Origin of the sequence: Streptomyces camelliae (genome assembly GCF_027625935.1) — a bacterium.
Taxonomy (GTDB): Bacteria; Actinomycetota; Actinomycetes; order Streptomycetales; family Streptomycetaceae; genus Streptomyces; species Streptomyces camelliae.
On the sequence record NZ_CP115300.1, the window covers coordinates 4,105,216 to 4,121,345 of the forward strand.

At 71.3% G+C, this 16,130-nt stretch carries 19 protein-coding genes; 8 read left to right on the forward strand and 11 right to left on the reverse strand.

What is annotated here, in order from left to right; all coding sequences use genetic code 11:
* Nucleotides 1–42 precede the first annotated feature (42 nt).
* Nucleotides 43–1,452 (forward strand): glutamate decarboxylase, encoded by a 1,410-nt coding sequence (gene gad, locus O1G22_RS18675; protein WP_270082376.1) that lies wholly within the window; start codon nucleotides 43–45, stop codon nucleotides 1,450–1,452.
* Nucleotides 1,453–1,471: 19 nt separating this feature from the next.
* Here the strand turns inward: gad and O1G22_RS18680 are convergent, their stop codons facing one another.
* The 5 genes from O1G22_RS18680 to O1G22_RS18700 all read right to left on the reverse strand — a co-directional run bounded on the left by O1G22_RS18680 (nucleotide 1,472) and on the right by O1G22_RS18700 (nucleotide 5,209).
* Nucleotides 1,472–2,089 (reverse strand): PadR family transcriptional regulator, encoded by a 618-nt coding sequence (locus tag O1G22_RS18680; protein ID WP_270086455.1) that lies wholly within the window; start codon nucleotides 2,087–2,089, stop codon nucleotides 1,472–1,474.
* Nucleotides 1,972–2,457 carry a type II toxin-antitoxin system RelE family toxin gene (locus O1G22_RS18685; protein ID WP_270082377.1) on the reverse strand — a complete coding sequence of 162 codons (486 nt, stop codon included), beginning with the start codon at nucleotides 2,455–2,457 and terminating at the stop codon, nucleotides 1,972–1,974. Before O1G22_RS18685 ends, O1G22_RS18680 begins: the two co-directional genes overlap by 118 nt.
* A complete protein-coding gene (locus O1G22_RS18690; protein ID WP_270082378.1) occupies nucleotides 2,454–2,717 on the reverse strand; it encodes a type II toxin-antitoxin system prevent-host-death family antitoxin in 264 nt (87 codons plus the stop codon). The genes O1G22_RS18685 and O1G22_RS18690 overlap by 4 nt, the downstream gene beginning before the upstream one ends.
* A 57-nt stretch (nucleotides 2,718–2,774) precedes the next feature.
* Nucleotides 2,775–4,238 (reverse strand): aldehyde dehydrogenase family protein, encoded by a 1,464-nt coding sequence (locus O1G22_RS18695; RefSeq protein ID WP_270082379.1) that lies wholly within the window; start codon nucleotides 4,236–4,238, stop codon nucleotides 2,775–2,777.
* 146 nt (nucleotides 4,239–4,384) lie between these two features.
* On the reverse strand, nucleotides 4,385–5,209 hold the full coding sequence (locus O1G22_RS18700) for a helix-turn-helix domain-containing protein (RefSeq protein WP_270086456.1): 825 nt from the start codon (nucleotides 5,207–5,209) through the stop codon (nucleotides 4,385–4,387).
* A gap of 345 nt (nucleotides 5,210–5,554) precedes the next feature.
* On the opposite strand from O1G22_RS18700, the gene O1G22_RS18705 reads away from it, so the two are divergent.
* Complete coding sequence (locus O1G22_RS18705; RefSeq protein ID WP_270082380.1) at nucleotides 5,555–6,094, forward strand: ATP-binding protein; 540 nt, start codon at nucleotides 5,555–5,557, stop codon at nucleotides 6,092–6,094.
* A gap of 103 nt (nucleotides 6,095–6,197) precedes the next feature.
* On the opposite strand, the gene O1G22_RS18710 is transcribed toward O1G22_RS18705, so the two are convergent.
* The 4 genes from O1G22_RS18710 to O1G22_RS18725 all read right to left on the reverse strand — a co-directional run bounded on the left by O1G22_RS18710 (nucleotide 6,198) and on the right by O1G22_RS18725 (nucleotide 7,882).
* On the reverse strand, nucleotides 6,198–6,470 hold the full coding sequence (locus O1G22_RS18710) for a DUF397 domain-containing protein (protein WP_225097233.1): 273 nt from the start codon (nucleotides 6,468–6,470) through the stop codon (nucleotides 6,198–6,200).
* Between the two features lie 179 nt (nucleotides 6,471–6,649).
* Nucleotides 6,650–7,126, reverse strand: coding sequence for an SRPBCC family protein (locus O1G22_RS18715; RefSeq protein ID WP_270082381.1), 477 nt, complete (start codon nucleotides 7,124–7,126; stop codon nucleotides 6,650–6,652).
* Nucleotides 7,123–7,470 (reverse strand): ArsR/SmtB family transcription factor, encoded by a 348-nt coding sequence (locus tag O1G22_RS18720; RefSeq protein WP_270082382.1) that lies wholly within the window; start codon nucleotides 7,468–7,470, stop codon nucleotides 7,123–7,125. The genes O1G22_RS18715 and O1G22_RS18720 overlap by 4 nt, the downstream gene beginning before the upstream one ends.
* A 7-nt stretch (nucleotides 7,471–7,477) precedes the next feature.
* Nucleotides 7,478–7,882: a VOC family protein gene (locus O1G22_RS18725; RefSeq protein ID WP_270082383.1), complete on the reverse strand. Its 405-nt coding sequence runs from the start codon at nucleotides 7,880–7,882 to the stop codon at nucleotides 7,478–7,480.
* A 715-nt stretch (nucleotides 7,883–8,597) separates the two neighbouring features.
* On the opposite strand from O1G22_RS18725, the gene O1G22_RS18730 reads away from it, so the two are divergent.
* Nucleotides 8,598–9,074 (forward strand): hypothetical protein, encoded by a 477-nt coding sequence (locus O1G22_RS18730; RefSeq protein ID WP_270082384.1) that lies wholly within the window; start codon nucleotides 8,598–8,600, stop codon nucleotides 9,072–9,074.
* A gap of 203 nt (nucleotides 9,075–9,277) precedes the next feature.
* On the forward strand, nucleotides 9,278–9,799 hold the full coding sequence (locus O1G22_RS18735) for a DUF4232 domain-containing protein (RefSeq protein WP_270082385.1): 522 nt from the start codon (nucleotides 9,278–9,280) through the stop codon (nucleotides 9,797–9,799).
* Between the two features lie 6 nt (nucleotides 9,800–9,805).
* On the opposite strand, the gene O1G22_RS18740 is transcribed toward O1G22_RS18735, so the two are convergent.
* Together O1G22_RS18740 and O1G22_RS18745 are read right to left on the reverse strand one after the other, a co-directional pair.
* Nucleotides 9,806–10,912 (reverse strand): DUF2786 domain-containing protein, encoded by a 1,107-nt coding sequence (locus tag O1G22_RS18740; protein ID WP_270082386.1) that lies wholly within the window; start codon nucleotides 10,910–10,912, stop codon nucleotides 9,806–9,808.
* 181 nt (nucleotides 10,913–11,093) lie between these two features.
* Nucleotides 11,094–12,017 carry a S41 family peptidase gene (locus tag O1G22_RS18745; protein ID WP_270082387.1) on the reverse strand — a complete coding sequence of 308 codons (924 nt, stop codon included), beginning with the start codon at nucleotides 12,015–12,017 and terminating at the stop codon, nucleotides 11,094–11,096.
* Between the two features lie 56 nt (nucleotides 12,018–12,073).
* Between O1G22_RS18745 and O1G22_RS18750 the strand changes: the two genes are divergently transcribed.
* From O1G22_RS18750 to O1G22_RS18765, 4 genes are all read left to right on the forward strand, one after another.
* On the forward strand, nucleotides 12,074–12,601 hold the full coding sequence (locus O1G22_RS18750; protein WP_270082388.1) for an ArsR family transcriptional regulator: 528 nt from the start codon (nucleotides 12,074–12,076) through the stop codon (nucleotides 12,599–12,601).
* 66 nt (nucleotides 12,602–12,667) lie between these two features.
* Entirely contained in the window at nucleotides 12,668–13,294 is a 627-nt protein-coding gene (locus O1G22_RS18755; protein WP_270082389.1) for a LysE family translocator, read from the forward strand.
* Between the two features lie 70 nt (nucleotides 13,295–13,364).
* Nucleotides 13,365–14,135, forward strand: a complete 771-nt coding sequence (locus tag O1G22_RS18760) for a Clp protease N-terminal domain-containing protein (RefSeq protein WP_270082390.1) — start codon at nucleotides 13,365–13,367, stop codon at nucleotides 14,133–14,135.
* A gap of 288 nt (nucleotides 14,136–14,423) precedes the next feature.
* Nucleotides 14,424–16,124, forward strand: coding sequence for a bifunctional 3'-5' exonuclease/DNA polymerase (locus O1G22_RS18765; protein WP_270082391.1), 1,701 nt, complete (start codon nucleotides 14,424–14,426; stop codon nucleotides 16,122–16,124).
* Nucleotides 16,125–16,130: the final 6 nt, after the last annotated feature.

The window sequence follows — 16,130 nt, forward strand, 5'->3', positions numbered from 1 at the left end:
GTCCGCTGACACCTTCCCGGAAGCTCCTGGAGGCACGTTTCCATGGCCCTGCACAAAGGTCCCGAGCAGCATCAGAAGCGGGCGATGTCGGTCAACCCGTTCTACGGCGAGGCCAATCCGGTCGGCGGCATGACCGAGGCCCCGCCCACGCACCGGCTCCCGGACGGCCCGCTCGCCCCGTCCACGGCGTACCAGCTGGTGCACGACGAGCTGATGCTGGACGGCAACTCCCGCCTGAACCTGGCCACGTTCGTCACCACCTGGATGGAGTCGCAGGCCGGGGTGCTGATGGCGGAGTGCCGGGACAAGAACATGATCGACAAGGACGAGTACCCGCGGACGGCCGAGCTGGAGCGGCGCTGCGTGGCGATGCTCGCCGACCTGTGGAACGCGCCCGACCCGGCGGCGGCGGTGGGCTGTTCGACGACCGGGTCCAGCGAGGCGTGCATGCTCGCGGGCATGGCGCTGAAGCGGCGCTGGGCGAAGCGCAACGCGGACCGCTACCCCGGCGCGGCACGGCCGAACCTCGTCATGGGCATCAACGTCCAGGTGTGCTGGGAGAAGTTCTGCAACTTCTGGGAGGTGGAGGCCCGGCTGGTCCCGATGGAGGGTGACCGCTTCCATCTGGACCCGCAGGCCGCCGCCGAGCTGTGCGACGAGAACACCATCGGGGTCGTCGGCATCCTCGGCTCGACCTTCGACGGCTCCTACGAGCCGATCGCCGACCTGTGCGCGGCCCTGGACGCCCTCCAGGAGCGCACCGGGCTCGACATCCCGGTGCACGTGGACGGCGCGTCCGGCGGGATGGTGGCGCCCTTCCTGGACGAGGACCTGGTGTGGGACTTCCGCCTCCCGCGCGTGGCCTCGATCAACACCTCCGGGCACAAGTACGGCCTGGTGTACCCGGGCGTCGGCTGGGCGCTGTGGCGGGACAAGGAGGCGCTGCCCGAGGAGCTGGTCTTCCGGGTCAACTACCTGGGCGGCGACATGCCGACCTTCGCCCTCAACTTCTCCCGGCCCGGCGCGCAGGTGGTCGCGCAGTACTACACGTTCCTGCGGCTCGGCCGCGACGGCTACCGGGCGGTCCAGCAGTCGACCCGGGACGTGGCGACCTCGCTGGCCCGGCGCATCGGCGAGCTGGGTGACTTCCGGCTGCTCACGCACGGCGACGAACTGCCGGTGTTCGCGTTCACGACGGCCGACGGCATCACGTCGTACGACGTCTTCGACGTCTCCCGGCGGCTGCGCGAGAGCGGCTGGCTGGTGCCCGCGTACACCTTCCCGGCGAACCGCGAGGACCTGTCCGTGCTGCGGGTCGTGTGCCGCAACGGCTTCTCGCACGACCTGGCGGATCTGTTCCTGGCCGACCTGACCCGCCTGCTGCCCGAACTGCGCCGCCAGCCGCACCCCTTGACCCGGGACAAGGAGTCGGCGACCGGGTTCCATCACTAGGGCTGCCGACGGGTTCCGGTCAGCGGTCGTCCTCCGGGTGCCGCTCCCCCGTCGCGTACGGGTTCTCCTCGCCCTCGGCGAGCACGCCGACGAACGGTTCGCCCTCGCCGGCGAAGGTGTAGGCGCCGTTCTCCAGGCGCTCGACGAGGCCCTGGGTCCACTCCGCCTCGGAGTCGGCCGTGTGGACCCACATGTTCATGATCTCGCCGATGTGACCGAGCCGGCCGGGCCCCTCCTCGGGCACGTAGCGCTCGGTCACCGAGGCCCGCCACGCCTCGATCCGGCGCGTGCGCTCCTTCAGCAGCGCCACCGCCTCGGCCCGGGGCAGGTCGACCATGAAGCCGATGGCCGCCGTCTTCATGTCGCCGCGCTGGTCGTAGGTGACCAGCGCGTCGCGCAGCAGGGCGAAGTACTCCTCGGTGCCCTGCTCGGTCAGCTGGTACTCGGTGCGCGGCGGCCCGCCCGCCGTGGACGGCGCGATCTCGTGCGCGTGCAGCAGCCCTTGCTTGGCCATCTGCTTCAGGGCGTGGTAGATCGAGCCCGGCTTGGCGTTGGACCACTCGTGCGCGCCCCAGTACTCCAGGTCGCCGCGCACCTGGTAGCCGTGGGCCCGCCCGTGCTGGCGGACCGCGCCCAGCACGAGGAGACGGATCGCTGACATGCGGTCCAGGTTATTGCCGTACCGCCGCCCCACCCGCTCCAGGGCCCACTGCTGTCCGGCCTGCTCCAGGGCGCCGTGGGCCGGCGCGCCGGTCGGGTCTCCCGGCGCCCGACGTGCTCGATGTGGAGCGTGCGGGCCTCAGGGTCGATGCGGTAGAGGATGCGCCAGGGTCCGTGGTGCAGTCGGCGATGATCGACGCCCCAGGCACGGGAGCCTTCGGGTCGAGGGTCATCGGCAAGGCGGTCAGTGGCCCGGAGCAGGTCGTCGACGCCCCGGGGGTCGTGCTTGAGGTGCCCTGTGGCCGCGTCCAGAGCGGCCGGTTCCCACAGGACCTCCCAGGTCACTCGCCCCGCCCGGCAGCCTGAAGCAGCGCGCGGCGTGCCTCGTCGTGCGGAACGGGCTGTCCGGCGCGGCCGAGCGCGCGATCACGCTCCAGGCGCGCGAGCGCGAGGGCGTCCTCAAGATCCTCCAGCTCGGCCGGCGAGATGAGTACGGCCGCCGGCACGCCGCGGTCGGTCAACGTGATGCGCTCGTGCTGGGCGGCCCGGCGGGCGAGCTCACCGAGCTTGCCCCTGGCCTCGGCAATGGGATACCTAGCGGACATGCATCCAGTGTGCAGCTGGATGCATGTCCGCGAGGGCCCTGCTGAAAGCGAAGCCGGTCAGAACGGGAAGCCGCTGCGCCCGTGCTGGACCGAGATCCACTTGATCGTGGTGAAGGCCTCCAGCGTGGTCTCGCCGTTCAGACGGCCGATACCGGAGTGCTTCTCGCCGCCGAACGGCACGAGCGGCTCGTCGTGGACCGTGCCGTCGTTCACGTGGAACATGCCGGTGTCGATCCGCTTGGCGAAGGCGACGCCCCGCTCGATGTCACCGGTGTGGACGGCGCCGCTGAGGCCGTACGGGGTGTCGTTGACGACGCGGACCGCCTCCTCCTCGCCGTCGAACGGGATGAGGAAGACGACCGGGCCGAAGATCTCCTGCTGGAGCAGCGCGGAGTCGGCGGGGAGGCCGGTGAGCACGCTGGGCGCCACCAGGTTGCCCTCCGTGGTGCCCCGCACCAGGGCCGTGGCGCCCTCGGCGATCGCCTGGTCGACGGCGCCCGACAGGGCGGCCGCCTGCTGGGAGTTGATCACCGGGCCGATGACGGTCTGCGGGTCGCGCGGGTCGCCGGTCTTCAGGGAGCGGACCTTGGCGACGAACTTCTCGGTGAACTCCTCGGCGACGGAGGCGTCCACGAGGACCCGGTTGGCGGCCATGCAGACCTGCCCCTGGTGCACGAACCGGCTGAAGACCGCCGCGTCCACCGCGTAGTCGATGTCGGCGTCGTCCAGGACCACCAGCGCGCTGTTGCCGCCCAGTTCGAGCACCGAGCGCTTGAAGTGCTTGGCGCAGACGGTCGCGACGTGCCGGCCGACCTTGTCGGAGCCGGTGAAGGAGATGACCTTCGGGACCGGGTGCTCGATGAACGCGTCCCCGATCTCGGCGATGTCGGTGACGACGACGTTGAGCAGGCCGCCGGGCAGCCCGGCCTCCTCGAAGATCTTCGCGATCAGGGTGCCGCCCGCGATCGGGGTGTTCTGGTGCGGCTTGAGGACGACGGCGTTGCCGAGCGCGAGCGCCGGGGCGACCGACTTGATCGACAGCAGGAAGGGGAAGTTGAAGGGGCTGATCACGCCGACGACGCCGACCGGCACCCGGTAGACGCGGTTCTCCTTGCCGTCACCCGGGGAGGGCAGGATCTTGCCCTCGGGGCGCAGCGCGAGGTGGATCGACTCGCGCAGGAACTCCTTGGCGAGGTGCAGCTCCAAACCGGCCTTCACGCGCGTGCCGCCGAGCTCCGCGATGATCAGGTCGGCTATCTCCTGCTCGCGGTCCTCTATCAGCCGCAGCGCCCGCTCGAAGACGGCGCGCCGGGTGTAGGGGTTGGTCTCGGCCCACTGCTTCTGGGCGCGGGCGGCGGCCCGGTAGGCCTGGTCCACCTCGTCGACCGTGGCCACGGTGATCGAGGCCAGCTTCTCGTCGTCGTACGGGTTGAAGTCGATGACGTCCCAGGAGCCGGTGCCCGGACGCCACTCGCCGTCGATGTACTGCTGGGCCAGGTCGCTGAAGTAGGACGACGCCATGTGATCCCTCAATCGCTAGCGGACACCAGATCTACGCCAGGTCTGATCACACGTCATCGTACTTGTGTTTCAAGTGAGTTGAAGGAAACGCCTCAAGAACAAGGGACCTCTCAGGGAAACCCCTTGGCGCAGCCCGGGGAAAACCCTCAGGACAGCTGGAGCAGTCCCCTGAGCAGGTCCCGGCTCTCGTCGGGCCCCGGGCTGTCCTGCTGGAGCTCCTTGAGCGCCTGCTCGTACTGGGCGACGTCCTCGCGCTTGTCGAGATAGAGGGCGCTGGTCAGCTGCTCCAGGTAGACCACGTCGGACAGGTCGGCGTCGGGGAAGCTGAGGATGGTGAAGGCGCCGCTCTCGCCGGAGTGCCCGCCGAAGCTGAACGGCATGACCTGGAGGCGTACGTTCGGCCGCTCGGAGACGTCGATGAGGTGCTGGAGCTGGTCGCGCATCACCTCGCGGTCGCCGTACGGGCGGCGCAGGGCGGCCTCGTCGAGGACGATGTGGAACTCGGGGGCGTCGGCGGCGAACAGATGCCGCTGCCGCTCCAGGCGCAGGGCGACCCGGCGTTCGACGTCGTCCGGGCTCGCGCCCTTCATGCCGCGCCGGACCACCGCGCGCGCGTACTCCTCGGTCTGCAGCAGGCCGTGGACGAACTGCACCTCGTAGACACGGATCAGCGAGGCGGCGCCCTCCAGGCCCACATAGGTGGGGAACCAGCTGGGCAGGACGTCGGTGTAACTGTGCCACCAGCCCGCCACGTTGGCCTCGCGCGCGAGGGAGAGCAGCGACTGGCGCTCCGCCTCGTCGGTGATGCCGTACAGCGTCAACAGGTCTTCGACGTCCCTGACCTTGAAGCTCACCCGGCCCAGTTCCATCCGGCTGATCTTCGACTCGGAGGCGCGGATCGAGTATCCCGCCGCCTCGCGCGTGATCCCCCGTGCTTCACGCAGCCGCCTGAGTTGCGAGCCGAGCAGCATCCGCCGCACCACCGATCCGGGCTCTCCCGCGCTCACGTTCGCCAGCCTCCCCAACGGTCTTCAGGGCCCGCAGTCTGCCACTAAAACGCTTCGCGCAGTACTCATCCGGTTACGGAAACGGAAAGAGCTCGGCCGTTTCTGGCTGGTCGACACCGGGAAGAGGTCAGGACCACTGGCGCCGAACGGCTTGAAGATGGCAGAAAAAATGGCCAAGAAGCGGTACGGGCAGTGCCATTTCGGTCGCGTGCACGTGCATCTGCCCTTGCATCTGCTCTGCGCATCCGAAACCATGGTGCCGCGCCACCGCTGCATCGCAACGACCGCGAATTCCCGGGAGTGCCTCGCATGGGAACGAATGGATCGACCATGCTCAAGCCGTTACGGCAGGGCCTTCCGCCGCTGGATCCCGCGGCCGTGTCCGATGCCGCCTCGTGCGCCCTGCCCGCCCGCTACGAAGCGGTGCGCGAGGCGCGCCGCTTCACCCGCGCCACCCTCGGCCAGTGGGACGTGGGCGACCGCTTCGACGACATATGTCTGGTCGTCTCCGAACTCGTCACCAACGCCCTGCGCCACGCGGTGCCGGCCGGCCCGGGATGCCCGGAACACGGAACATCCGCGGCGGGAGCCGCGCCGCACGGCACTCCCGCGCACGGGGCCGCCGTACGGCTGCACCTGATGCGCTGGTCCGAGCGGCTGGTGTGCGCGGTGCGCGACCCGAGCCACGAGACCCCGGCCCCGCGCGAGTCGGACGACTTCTCGGCCGAGTCCGGGCGCGGTCTGTTCCTCGTCGACTCGTTCGCCGACAGCTGGGGCTGGCACCCGCTCGCGGGCACCCTCGACGGCAAGGTCGTCTGGGCGATGTTCCGGCTCCGGACGGCGGGCTGACACGGTACGGCACCGACGGACGCGCGCACTCTACGCGCGTTGCTCCGTCGTGCACGCCCGCCCCGACATCGTTGCCACAGGGTCGGGCTGCGGCATCCTCGCGTCAGCTCACGATCAGGTGGTCGAACTCGCCGTCCTTGACGCCGAGGAGCATGGCCTCGATCTCCGCGCGCGTATAGACGAGCGCGGGCCCGTCCGGGAAGCGCGAGTTGCGTACGGCGACGTCGCCGCCCGGCAGCCGGGCGAACTCCACGCAGGATCCCTGCGAGTTGCTGTGCCTGCTCTTCTGCCAGGCCACCTTGCCCTCCAGCTGCGTGGCAGCCATGCCGTTGTACACGTCGTACCCCCCGTACACGCCGTCAACGTCGCGGTCCACAGGTCGCTCCCCGGTGGTGCACTGGCTGGTGTGGCCATAGATGCTGTAGTCAACTGACCCGGATCATAACCTTGTTCACGTGCAGATGCGTGAGCAAATGCACGTGCACGCGGGGTGTTCCCCCGGTTACAGCTTTGACGTTCGCTTTACCGTCGGAGAGCGTGGGCGAGACGCCTGCGTCAGGGAAGCTGTTCCAGCGTCTGCCCCAGAGCAGGCAGGACATGCCCCCGCCAACCCCCACCCATGATCTTCCGCGCCATCAGCTGAGCCGGGTCGTCCGGATCGAATCCCTCGTGCACAAGGAACAGACGCGTTCCGCGCCCTTCCTGTTCCAGGGTCCAGGTGATCGTCCAGTCGGCGGGATTGGCGGGATCGGCATCCGCCCAGCGGACGGACAGCGTCCGCTCGGTGTCGTACGCCAGCACCTCCACCTCGACGACCCCGGAGAAGTTGGCGTTGGGACGCGGGACGGAGGTCATCCGGTACCGATGCCCGACCTCCAGCCGGAAGCCCTCGGCCCCGGGCATCTGCCACCGGGCGAGCAGCTCGGGGTCGGTCAGTGCGCGCCAGACCTTGGCGGGCGGGTGCGGGAAGAACTGGTCGACGCGGACGGTGGTCAGGTCGTCGGCGTCGTCACTGTGGGGTTCGGTGCTCATGGCTGGTCATCGTCGGGCATGCGGTCGAGCAGATCGCCGAGCCCTCGCAACTGCTCGCGCCAGAACCGCTCGTACGGATGGAGCCAGTCCTGCACCTCGGCGAGCGGGGCGGCCTGGAGGCGGTAGATGCGCTGCCGCCCGGAGCGCTGCTCGGAGACGAGGCCGGCCTCCCGGAGCACCTTGAGGTGTTCCGAGAGGCTCGGGCGGCGCATGTCGAAGTGGTCGGCGAGGGCCTGGACCGGCTGGGGCCCGCGCTCGCGCAACAGCCGCAGCACCTCGCGGCGGGTGGCGTTGGCGAGCGCGGCGAAGACGCGGTCCTCTGCGGCCGTACCGGTCCCGTTCATCGCGTGGTCAGAAGCCTTCCTTCTCCGTCAGCAGCATCAGACCGTTGCCGTCGGGGTCCGTGAAGGAGGCCATGCGGCCCCAGGGCAGTTCGTCCGGGCCCTGCACAGGGATCCCTGCCGCGGTGAGCCGGGCACAGTCCGCGTCGACGTCGGTCGTGACCAACATGATCCCCCGCGCGGAGCCGGGCTCGGCACCTCCTTTCCGGGGGACACCCCCGGACCCCCAGCCCATCCCCGGCCCGGCGAGCGTGAAGACGGTCTGGGCCCCTTCGGGTGCGACCTGGAGCCAGCGTCCCGGCGGCACCTGGAGATCGGCGGTGACCTCGAAGCCGAGGACGTCACGGTAGAAGCGCAGGGCCCGGTCCGGGTCGGCGACGGGAATCGTGACGAAAGAAGCGTGCGTGATGTTCATGAGCACGAAGATAGGTAGGCATTTCCCTACCAGTCAAGCGTAGAGAAATGCCTACCTATAGCGGGTGACCAGTGTCACCGCGGCTGTCGCCTCCGGCGGCCGAGCGGCTCGCCGCACAGCGCGAGCTGCCGGTGTCGTATGTGAGTGTGTGGATCGAATACGTGACCTTTCCGCAGGTCTGTCGTTGATCGGATGACAGCATCACGGGTGGGGGAAGGGGGGCCGGTGAGCAGGAGACTGCCGCTCGGCGGAGGCGTGACTGCCGTACCGCCTGTGCCCGTGGTCTGCTGCGGACGGGCCAGGCCCCGCGGTCCGGCTGGCCAGCGTCTGGAGGGACACGCAGCACTGGAGGGACACGCAGCAACGGACCGGATGCGGCTGCCCCGCGCAGCCCACCGGCACCAGGGCGTGACCACGATCAGCACACCCCCATCGGCCACCGGCCACGCGGAGCAGCACTGGGCGCGGGATTCCACCTCCACGCTCATGCCACCCCGCCCAGATGGGCGGAACCCACGCCGGACCCTACGGTCCACATGGGATCACTTGGCTGATCAGAGACGCTCACAACGGATTCCTGCCTCGAGGCGAAATTCCTCTTGGCGACGGCTGGTAGTTTGCTGCGGGCCGGTCCGTACGGGGCGGTCGGCCGCTACCGCCTGAGCTTGGGAGCTTTCCGGTGACTTCTGCGACTGCAAGCGTTGCGACTGCAAGGGTGCGGACCGCCGCCGTGGCCGTCGGTGTGGTGGGCGCGCTCGCCGCGCTGACCGCGTGCAGCGGGGGCGGCAGCGACAAGACCGCCGCCAAGACCACGCCCAGCGCGACCAGGCCTGCCACCTCGGCCTCGGGCTCCGCAACGCCGTCCGGCGCGTCCGGCAAGCTCCAGGGCAGCTGGCTCACCACGAGCGGCGGCAAGATCGTGGCCCTGGTGATCAGCGGCAAGAAGGCCGGGCTCTTCGTCACCGGCGAGAAGGTGTGGTGCCAGGGCGTCGCGCGCGTGGAGACGGGGATGCAGATGATCCACCTGACCTGCCCCGGCGGCAACAAGGAGCGGGTCACCGGCATGGTCGATTCGGTCGACGCCAAGTCCCTGAAGGTGACCTGGTCGGGCAAGACCGGGCAGGAGACGTACAGCAGGGCGGACGGCGGCACGCTGCCGTCGGCGCGGCCGACTCACCTCAAGAAGAAGTGACGTCCGTCACGACGGTGAAGCCGGCGCGGTGAGCCGGCCGGGGTGGCGCGCCGGCCGGTCCCTTGACGTCCGAGTCAGCCGTGGCGTCGCCCTTGGCCGCTCGGCCCACCTGAAGCGGTGATTCCGGGAGGGGTGGGCGAACGGAGCCGCCGCGCAGGCGCCATGATGCAGGGACACCGTCACGACCTCGATGGGACCTGCTCATGCGCGCCATTCCGCTCACCGTCACCGCCCTCGCCGCCGCCCTGCTGCTGACCGCTTGCAACGGCGGCGGGAGCGGGAGCAAGAAGAGCGGGGGCGGCAACAGCGGTTCGGCCTGCGAGATCGGCAAGGTCTCCGTGCAGATCGGGTCGGCGAGCGTGGCTCCGGGCGCCGGTGACACGGGCGAGATTCCTGTGAGCCTCACCAACCAGAGCGCCCCCTGCACCCTGGACGACTTCGCCGGCGTGGTGCTCGGCGCCGGCGGCACCGAGGCCAAGGTGCCCGTCCTCAAGGGCGCCCAGGCCCAGAAGCTGAAGCTCAACAAGGGCGACTCGGCGAGCTTCACCATCGCCTACGTGCGCGGCAAGGCGGGCGACAAGACCAGCCTCGACGCGAAGACCGTGAAGATCACCCTGCCCGGCACCACGGCCTCCCGCAGCTTCCCCTGGTCGTACGGACCCGTCGCACTCCAGGGCAGCGGCCCGAACGCCTCGGTGAGCGCCTTCCAGCAGGTCGGCGACTGACGCCGCTCACTCAAGCCGGGGGCGGGATCTGACCTGTGCCTGGTCCGCCGCTCGCGCGCCTTCCGTCCACCCGGCCGCGTCGCTCACCCCGCGCAGCCGGGTGGTGGTCGTCTCGGGGAACATGCGCTCCAGGCGGTGGGTGACGGCGGTCTCCCTGGTGGCCAGGACCGGCAGCAGATCCTGGCTGACCTGCGTCTCGGCGGCGGCCGCGAGCCGGTCACCGACCCGGTGGGCGTAGGCCGCGAGGAACGACTGCCGGAAGGTCTTGGTCCGCTTGCGGCCGCCCGCCCGCTGCGCCGCCTCGGCCTTGGTCATCGCGTGCGTGGCCTGCACGAGCAGCGAGGTGTAGAGCAGCTCGACCGCCTCCAGGTCCGCCTCGAAGCCGACGACCGTGGAGAAGCCCAGCGGTTCGTTCCACACCGCGCGGCAGTGGTTCGCGCCCGCCACCGCGTCCAGCAGGACCGCCTTGGCCTGCTCGTACGGCGGCTCGACCCCGATCCGGCAGGCCCCGGGCGCGTCCGGGGCGGGCGCCTCGGCGGCCAGCAGCGCCTCGTCGACGCTGTGCCGGGCCATCAGCTCCTGCGCCTTGGCGCTGAGCGCCTCCGCCTCCTCCGGATACCCGGTCGCCTCGGCCTTGGCGAGCAGCGCGCGGATCCGGGCGAGCATCCGGGAGGTGCCTGGGCCGGCCGCACGGCGGGGCTCCTCCAGCGGCTCCAGGGCGGGCAGGCGCAGCAGCAGGCGGTACAGCTCCAGCGCGGTCGTGGCCCGCGCGAAGCGGTCGGCCTCGCGCGCGGGGCCTTCGGGCAGCTCAGCCAGCTGGGCGGCCCAGCGGCGCCCGCGCGGGCGGTCCCGCCCGGACTGCGCCCGGATCAGCTCGGCGGCCAGGCGTACGTGCCCGTCCTCCAGCTCGCGCCGCACCAGCCGTACGACATCGGCGGGCTGCCAGCCGCGCTGCCAGGCCGCCGCGACGAACTCCTCGCCGCGCCGCGCGAGTTCGGCCTCGGCGGCGGGGTCGGCGGCGAGCAGGGAGGCGCCCGTGTCGAGGCCGGTGTCGGTGTCGTCGTACAGCGCGGCCCGGAAGGCCCGCTCGACGGTGCTGGCAGTGCTGGTCACGCCATCGATCGTGCCATGCGCCACCGACAGCACGCCGAGCGCCGTCCACAGCCTGTGGACAACCGTCCGGGAGCGGGCCGCCCCCACGCGCCGGCGGGACCACGGTAGTGGGCGGGATTGTCCGGGTTCGGGAGGAGGACTGCGGAGTGATCCCCTCAGCCGTGCGCCGCCCGGTGCCGCGTCAGGCGCCGGAGGCCAGCCGCAGGGCGCACTCCAGGGCCGTGTCGGCCGGGCAGGGGACGTCGGGGCGGACGCCCGTGCCCTCCCAGTTGGTGCCGGAGACGGGGTTGACCGAGCGGCCGACCGGGATCGTGGCCTCCAGGTGCGGGTGCACGGTCCAGCCCTCGCGCGGGTGCGCGCCGCCTCGTGTGGTCTCCCCCACGATCGTCGCTCGGCCCAGCTGCTGGAGGTCGTAACTCAGCTCCTCGGCGGCGGAGAAGGTGTTCCCGCTGGTGAGCACAGAGACCGGCTTGGTGCCGCCGAAGCGGGCACCCGGGACGTACGGCAGGCTCCAGAACTGGTCGTAACGCTCCCCCACGCGCGCGTACTGGGTGTTCAGATGCGTGCGCTCGTCCAGCAGGTAGCTGCACACGAAGGCCACCGTCTCCGGATCGCCGCCGCGGTTCCCTCTCAGGTCCAGGATCAGACGGTCCGCGCGCGAGACCAGGGTGAGCGCCGCCGAGAGCGGCTCGGCCGCCCAGGCGAGCGGGAAGAGCAAGGGGGCCAGTTCGAGCAGAGCCGTCCCGCCGGCCAGCAGTTCCACGCGCGGGACGCCGCCCAGAGAGGCGTCGAACCGGCGTCGCATGGCGGCCAGAGCGGCCTCGCCCTGCTCCGGCGGGACCGGCTCGGGGTGGTACTTCAGGCGCAGATGCAGATCGCCGTTCTCCGACTGGAGGTCCTCGGTCACCCTCGCGCCGAGTTCCTCGGCGGTGGTGGTGTCGTACACCCCTTCGGTCAGCCGACGGCGCAGCAGCGCGGCGAGCCGCTCACCGACCTCCGGGAAGACGTAGTGCTCGGTGACGAGACGGGCGGTCTCCTCGACGACCGCGGGAACGTCGGTGACAGAGGCGGGAGTTGGGACGGGAGTCTGCGTCGGTGTCGTCATGGCGGCAGTAGAGCAGCGGACTTGCGAAAGCGTCAAGATAATTAGACGCTTGCCCCATGACGGAACGGGACACACCCGGAGGCGAGACCGGCACCGACGGGGTGCTGGACATCTCCGCGCCCGAGCAGTTCGCCGCGCTCGCCCATCCGCTGCGCCAGCGGCTGCTCTTCGCGCTGACCCACGAAGCCGCCACCATCAGCCAGTTGGCGGTGCGGCTCGGCGTGGCCAAGGGGAGCGTGGCGCACCATCTGAAGACGCTGCACACGGCAGGGCTCGTGCACATCGCCGAGACCCGTACGGTCCGCGGCGGCACCGAGCACCGCTACCGGCGCACGGGGCGGCGCCTGCGGATCGCCGAGCCGCGCCCGGCCGACCGCGCGGCACTGCTGAACGCCGTCGCCCAGGAGGTCGACCGCTCCCCCGACGAGCACCTGCTGAGCCTGCGCCATCTGCGGCTGACCCCGGAGCGGGCGCGGCGGCTGCGCGAGACACTGGCGGAGCTGGTGGACGGCGCACAGGAGGACGGTCCGGAGCAGCCGGTGCACGGTGTGCTGGTGGTGATGTACGAACAGGAGCGGCCCTGAGCCGGCCGGCGTCTCAGAGCCTGGAATTCCACCCTGCGCGCGCGTGCCGGTGCCGAGCATGGCCGCATGGTGGACATGTCTCTCTACGCGGCGTTCCTGATCGCCGCTTTCGCACTCTGCGTCACCCCGGGACCCGACATGATGTTCATCGTGGCGGTGGGCAGCCGGGGCGGACCCCTGACCGGGCTGACGGCGGCCGTCGGGGTGGCCTGCGCGATGTTCGTACACACGGTCGCCGCGGCGCTCGGGCTGTCGGCGCTGTTCCTGACCCTGCCGACGCTGTATCACGCGCTGCGCTGGGCCGGCGCGGCCTATCTGCTGTTCCTCGCGTTCAGGGCGTTCCGCGGAGACGGCGGCACCGCGGAGACGGAGGCGGTGCCGGGACGCGGACGCCGACGGGCGTTCTGGCGAGGAGCCGTCACCAACCTCCTCAACCCGAAGGTGATCCTCTTCAACGTCTCCTTCCTGCCGCAGTTCGTGAACCCCGAACTGGGGCACGTGCGCGAGCAGTTCCTCGTCCTGGGGTGCACGATCACGCTGATGGGCGTCATGGTCGACGGGTCGGTCGGGCTGCTCTCGGGCAAGCTCGCCTCGCTGCTGCGGCGCAGTCGGCGGGTGGCCCGGGGACTGGACTGGTTCAGCGGGACGGTGTTCACGGGGCTCGCGGTGCGACTGGTGGCCGCTCCGAAGTGATCAGTCCGCAGGAAATCTCTACTGTCAACCATCGGTTGACAGTAGAGGGGGTGCAACCTACGGTTGACACATGGCGACCAACCCGAACATCACGGCATCCGTACGCCTCGACGACCTCATCGAGGCCATCAAGAAGGTTCACCCCGAACCCCTCGACCAGCTCCAGGACGCGGTGATCGCCGCCGATCACCTCGGTGACGTGGCCGACCATCTGATCGGCCACTTCGTCGACCAGGCCCGCCGCTCCGGCGCGTCCTGGACCGAGATCGGCAAGAGCATGGGCGTGACCCGGCAGGCGGCGCAGAAGCGGTTCGTGCCGAAGGAGTCCAACGATCTCGACCCCAGCCAGGGCTTCAGCCGCTACACCCCGCGCGCGCGGCAGGTGGTCGTGTCCGCGCACAACGAGGCGGTGGCGGCCCGCAACCCCGAGGGCCGCCCCGAGCACCTGGTCCTCGGCCTCCTCGCCGAACCGGAGGGCCTGGCGGCCAGGGCGATCGTCGAGCAGGGCGTCCTGCTGGACTCCGTACGGCAGGCCGCGACGGCCGCGCTCCCGCCCGCCGCGGCGGAGGTACCCGACCTGATCCCCTACGGCCCCGAGGCCAAGAAAGCCCTGGAACTCACCTTCCGCGAGGCCCTGCGCCTCGGCCACAACTACATCGGCACCGAGCACATCCTGCTCGCGCTCCTGGAGCAGGAGAACGGCGAGGGCGTCCTCAGCGGCCTCGGCATCACCAAGGCCGACACCGAGAAGTACGTCGCCAAGGTGCTGTCCCTGCTGGTGGATCAGCAGAAGGCGGCGATCGGGGAGACGTCGGACGAGCCCACCTCCTCGGACCACTGAGCCGCCGGATCCATCGGACGGCTCGGTCGGCGGCCCGTCCGACGAGCGAGCCGGCGAGCCCGCCGGACGGCTGAGCCGGCAAGCCCGCCGCACCACGGAACCGGCGGGGCCCGCCGCACCACCGAGCCAGCGGGGCCCGTCGACCACCGAGCCAGCGGGCTCGTCGGACGGCTGAGGCCGGTTCGCGGGGCGCGGCCGGTGGCCGGTCCGCGAGCCCGGGCACGCCCCTTCCGCGACTCGAACCGCAGGTCAGGGCGATTGTCAGACCCGGGTGCCAGACTCGCACCCATGACCGACCGGTGGGCGCTCGCTCCGGCCGAGGACGGTGGCGTGGACGTCGCCCCCCTCGGCCCGGACGGGCTGCCCGCCGGGCCGGTGCGGCGGGAGAGTGATCTCGCCGGGGCGGTGCGGAGCCGCCCGGAGGTGACGCGCTGGGTGTGGCGGTCCACCCCCGAGGTCTATCCGCGTCTGCTCGCCACGGGGGTGCGAGTGGAGCGGTGCTACGACATCGAGGACGCCGAGACACTCCTGCTGGGCCATGAGGGCCGGCACGGCGAGCCGCGTTCGGCCGCCGCCGCCCTGGCCCGCCTCCGGGGCGGCCCCGTACCGCCCGACCCGCCGCTGCGCGCGGCCGAACCGGGCGCCCAGTCCCCGCTGTTCGAGCCCACGGCCGCCCGGCTGCCCCTGACCGACCTCCTCGCGGTCTACGCCGACCAGCTGCGGCGGCACGAGCGGGCGGCCCACCCCGACCGGATGCGGCTGCTGACGGCGGCCGAGTCGGCCGGGATGCTGGTGGCGGCCGAGATGAACCACGCGGGGCTGCCGTGGAGCGCCGAGGTCCACCGCGAGCTGCTGCACGGCCTGCTGGGCGATCGGTACGCGGGCGGGGGCGAGCCGCGCCGCCTCGCCGAGCTGGCCGACGAGGTGTCCGCCGCCTTCGGCCGCCGGGTGCGTCCCGACCTGCCCGCTGATGTGATCAAGGCCTTCGCGCAGGCCGGGATCAAGGTGCGCTCGACCCGCCGCTGGGAGATCCAGTCCGTCGACCACCCGGCCGTCGCACCCCTGCTGGAGTACAAGAGGCTGTACCGCATCTGGGTGGCGCACGGCTGGTCCTGGCTCCAGGACTGGGTGCGCGACGGCCGCTTCCGCCCCGAGTTCCTCGCCGGCGGCACGGTCACCGGGCGCTGGGTGACCAACGGCGGGGGCGGACTGCAGATCCCCAAGGTGATCCGCCGGGCCGTGGTCGCCGACCCCGGCTGGCGGCTGGTGGTGGCCGACGCCGACCAGATGGAGCCGCGCGTGCTCGCCGCCATCTCCCGCGACCCCGGCCTGATGGAGGTGGCCGGCCGCGAGAGCGACCTCTACCAGTCCGTCTCCGAGCGCGCCTTCTCCGGCGACCGCGACCAGGCCAAGCTCGCCGTGCTCGGCGCGGTCTACGGCCAGACCTCCGGCGACGGCCTGAAGAACCTCGCCGCGCTGCGCCGCCGCTTCCCGAAGGCCGTCGCCTACGTCGACGAGGCCGCCCGCGCGGGCGAGGAGGGCCGGCTCGTGCGCACCTGGCTGGGCCGGACCTGCCCGCCGGCCGCCGGGTCCGGGGAGGACGCGGCGGAGGAGGCGGGCATCCCTCTCGGCGAGGACGACGGCGAGGCGCCGGCGGCGGACGGCCAGGGCTGGGTCCCCGGCTACGCCTCCGCCAACTCCCGTGCGCGGGGCCGCTTCACGCGGAACTTCGTCGTCCAGGGGAGCGCCGCCGACTGGGCCCTGCTGATGCTCGCCGCGCTCCGCAGGGCCTGCGCGGATCTCAAGGCCGAGATGGTCTTCTTCCAGCACGACGAGGTGATCGTGCACTGCCCGTCCGAGGAGGCCGACACCGTCGTGCGGGCCATCCGCGCCTCGGCCGACCTCGCCGGACGGCTGACCTTCGGCGAGACACCGGTGCGGTTCCCGTTCACGACGGGGGTGGTGGAGTGCTATGCCGACGCCAAGTGAGCGCGG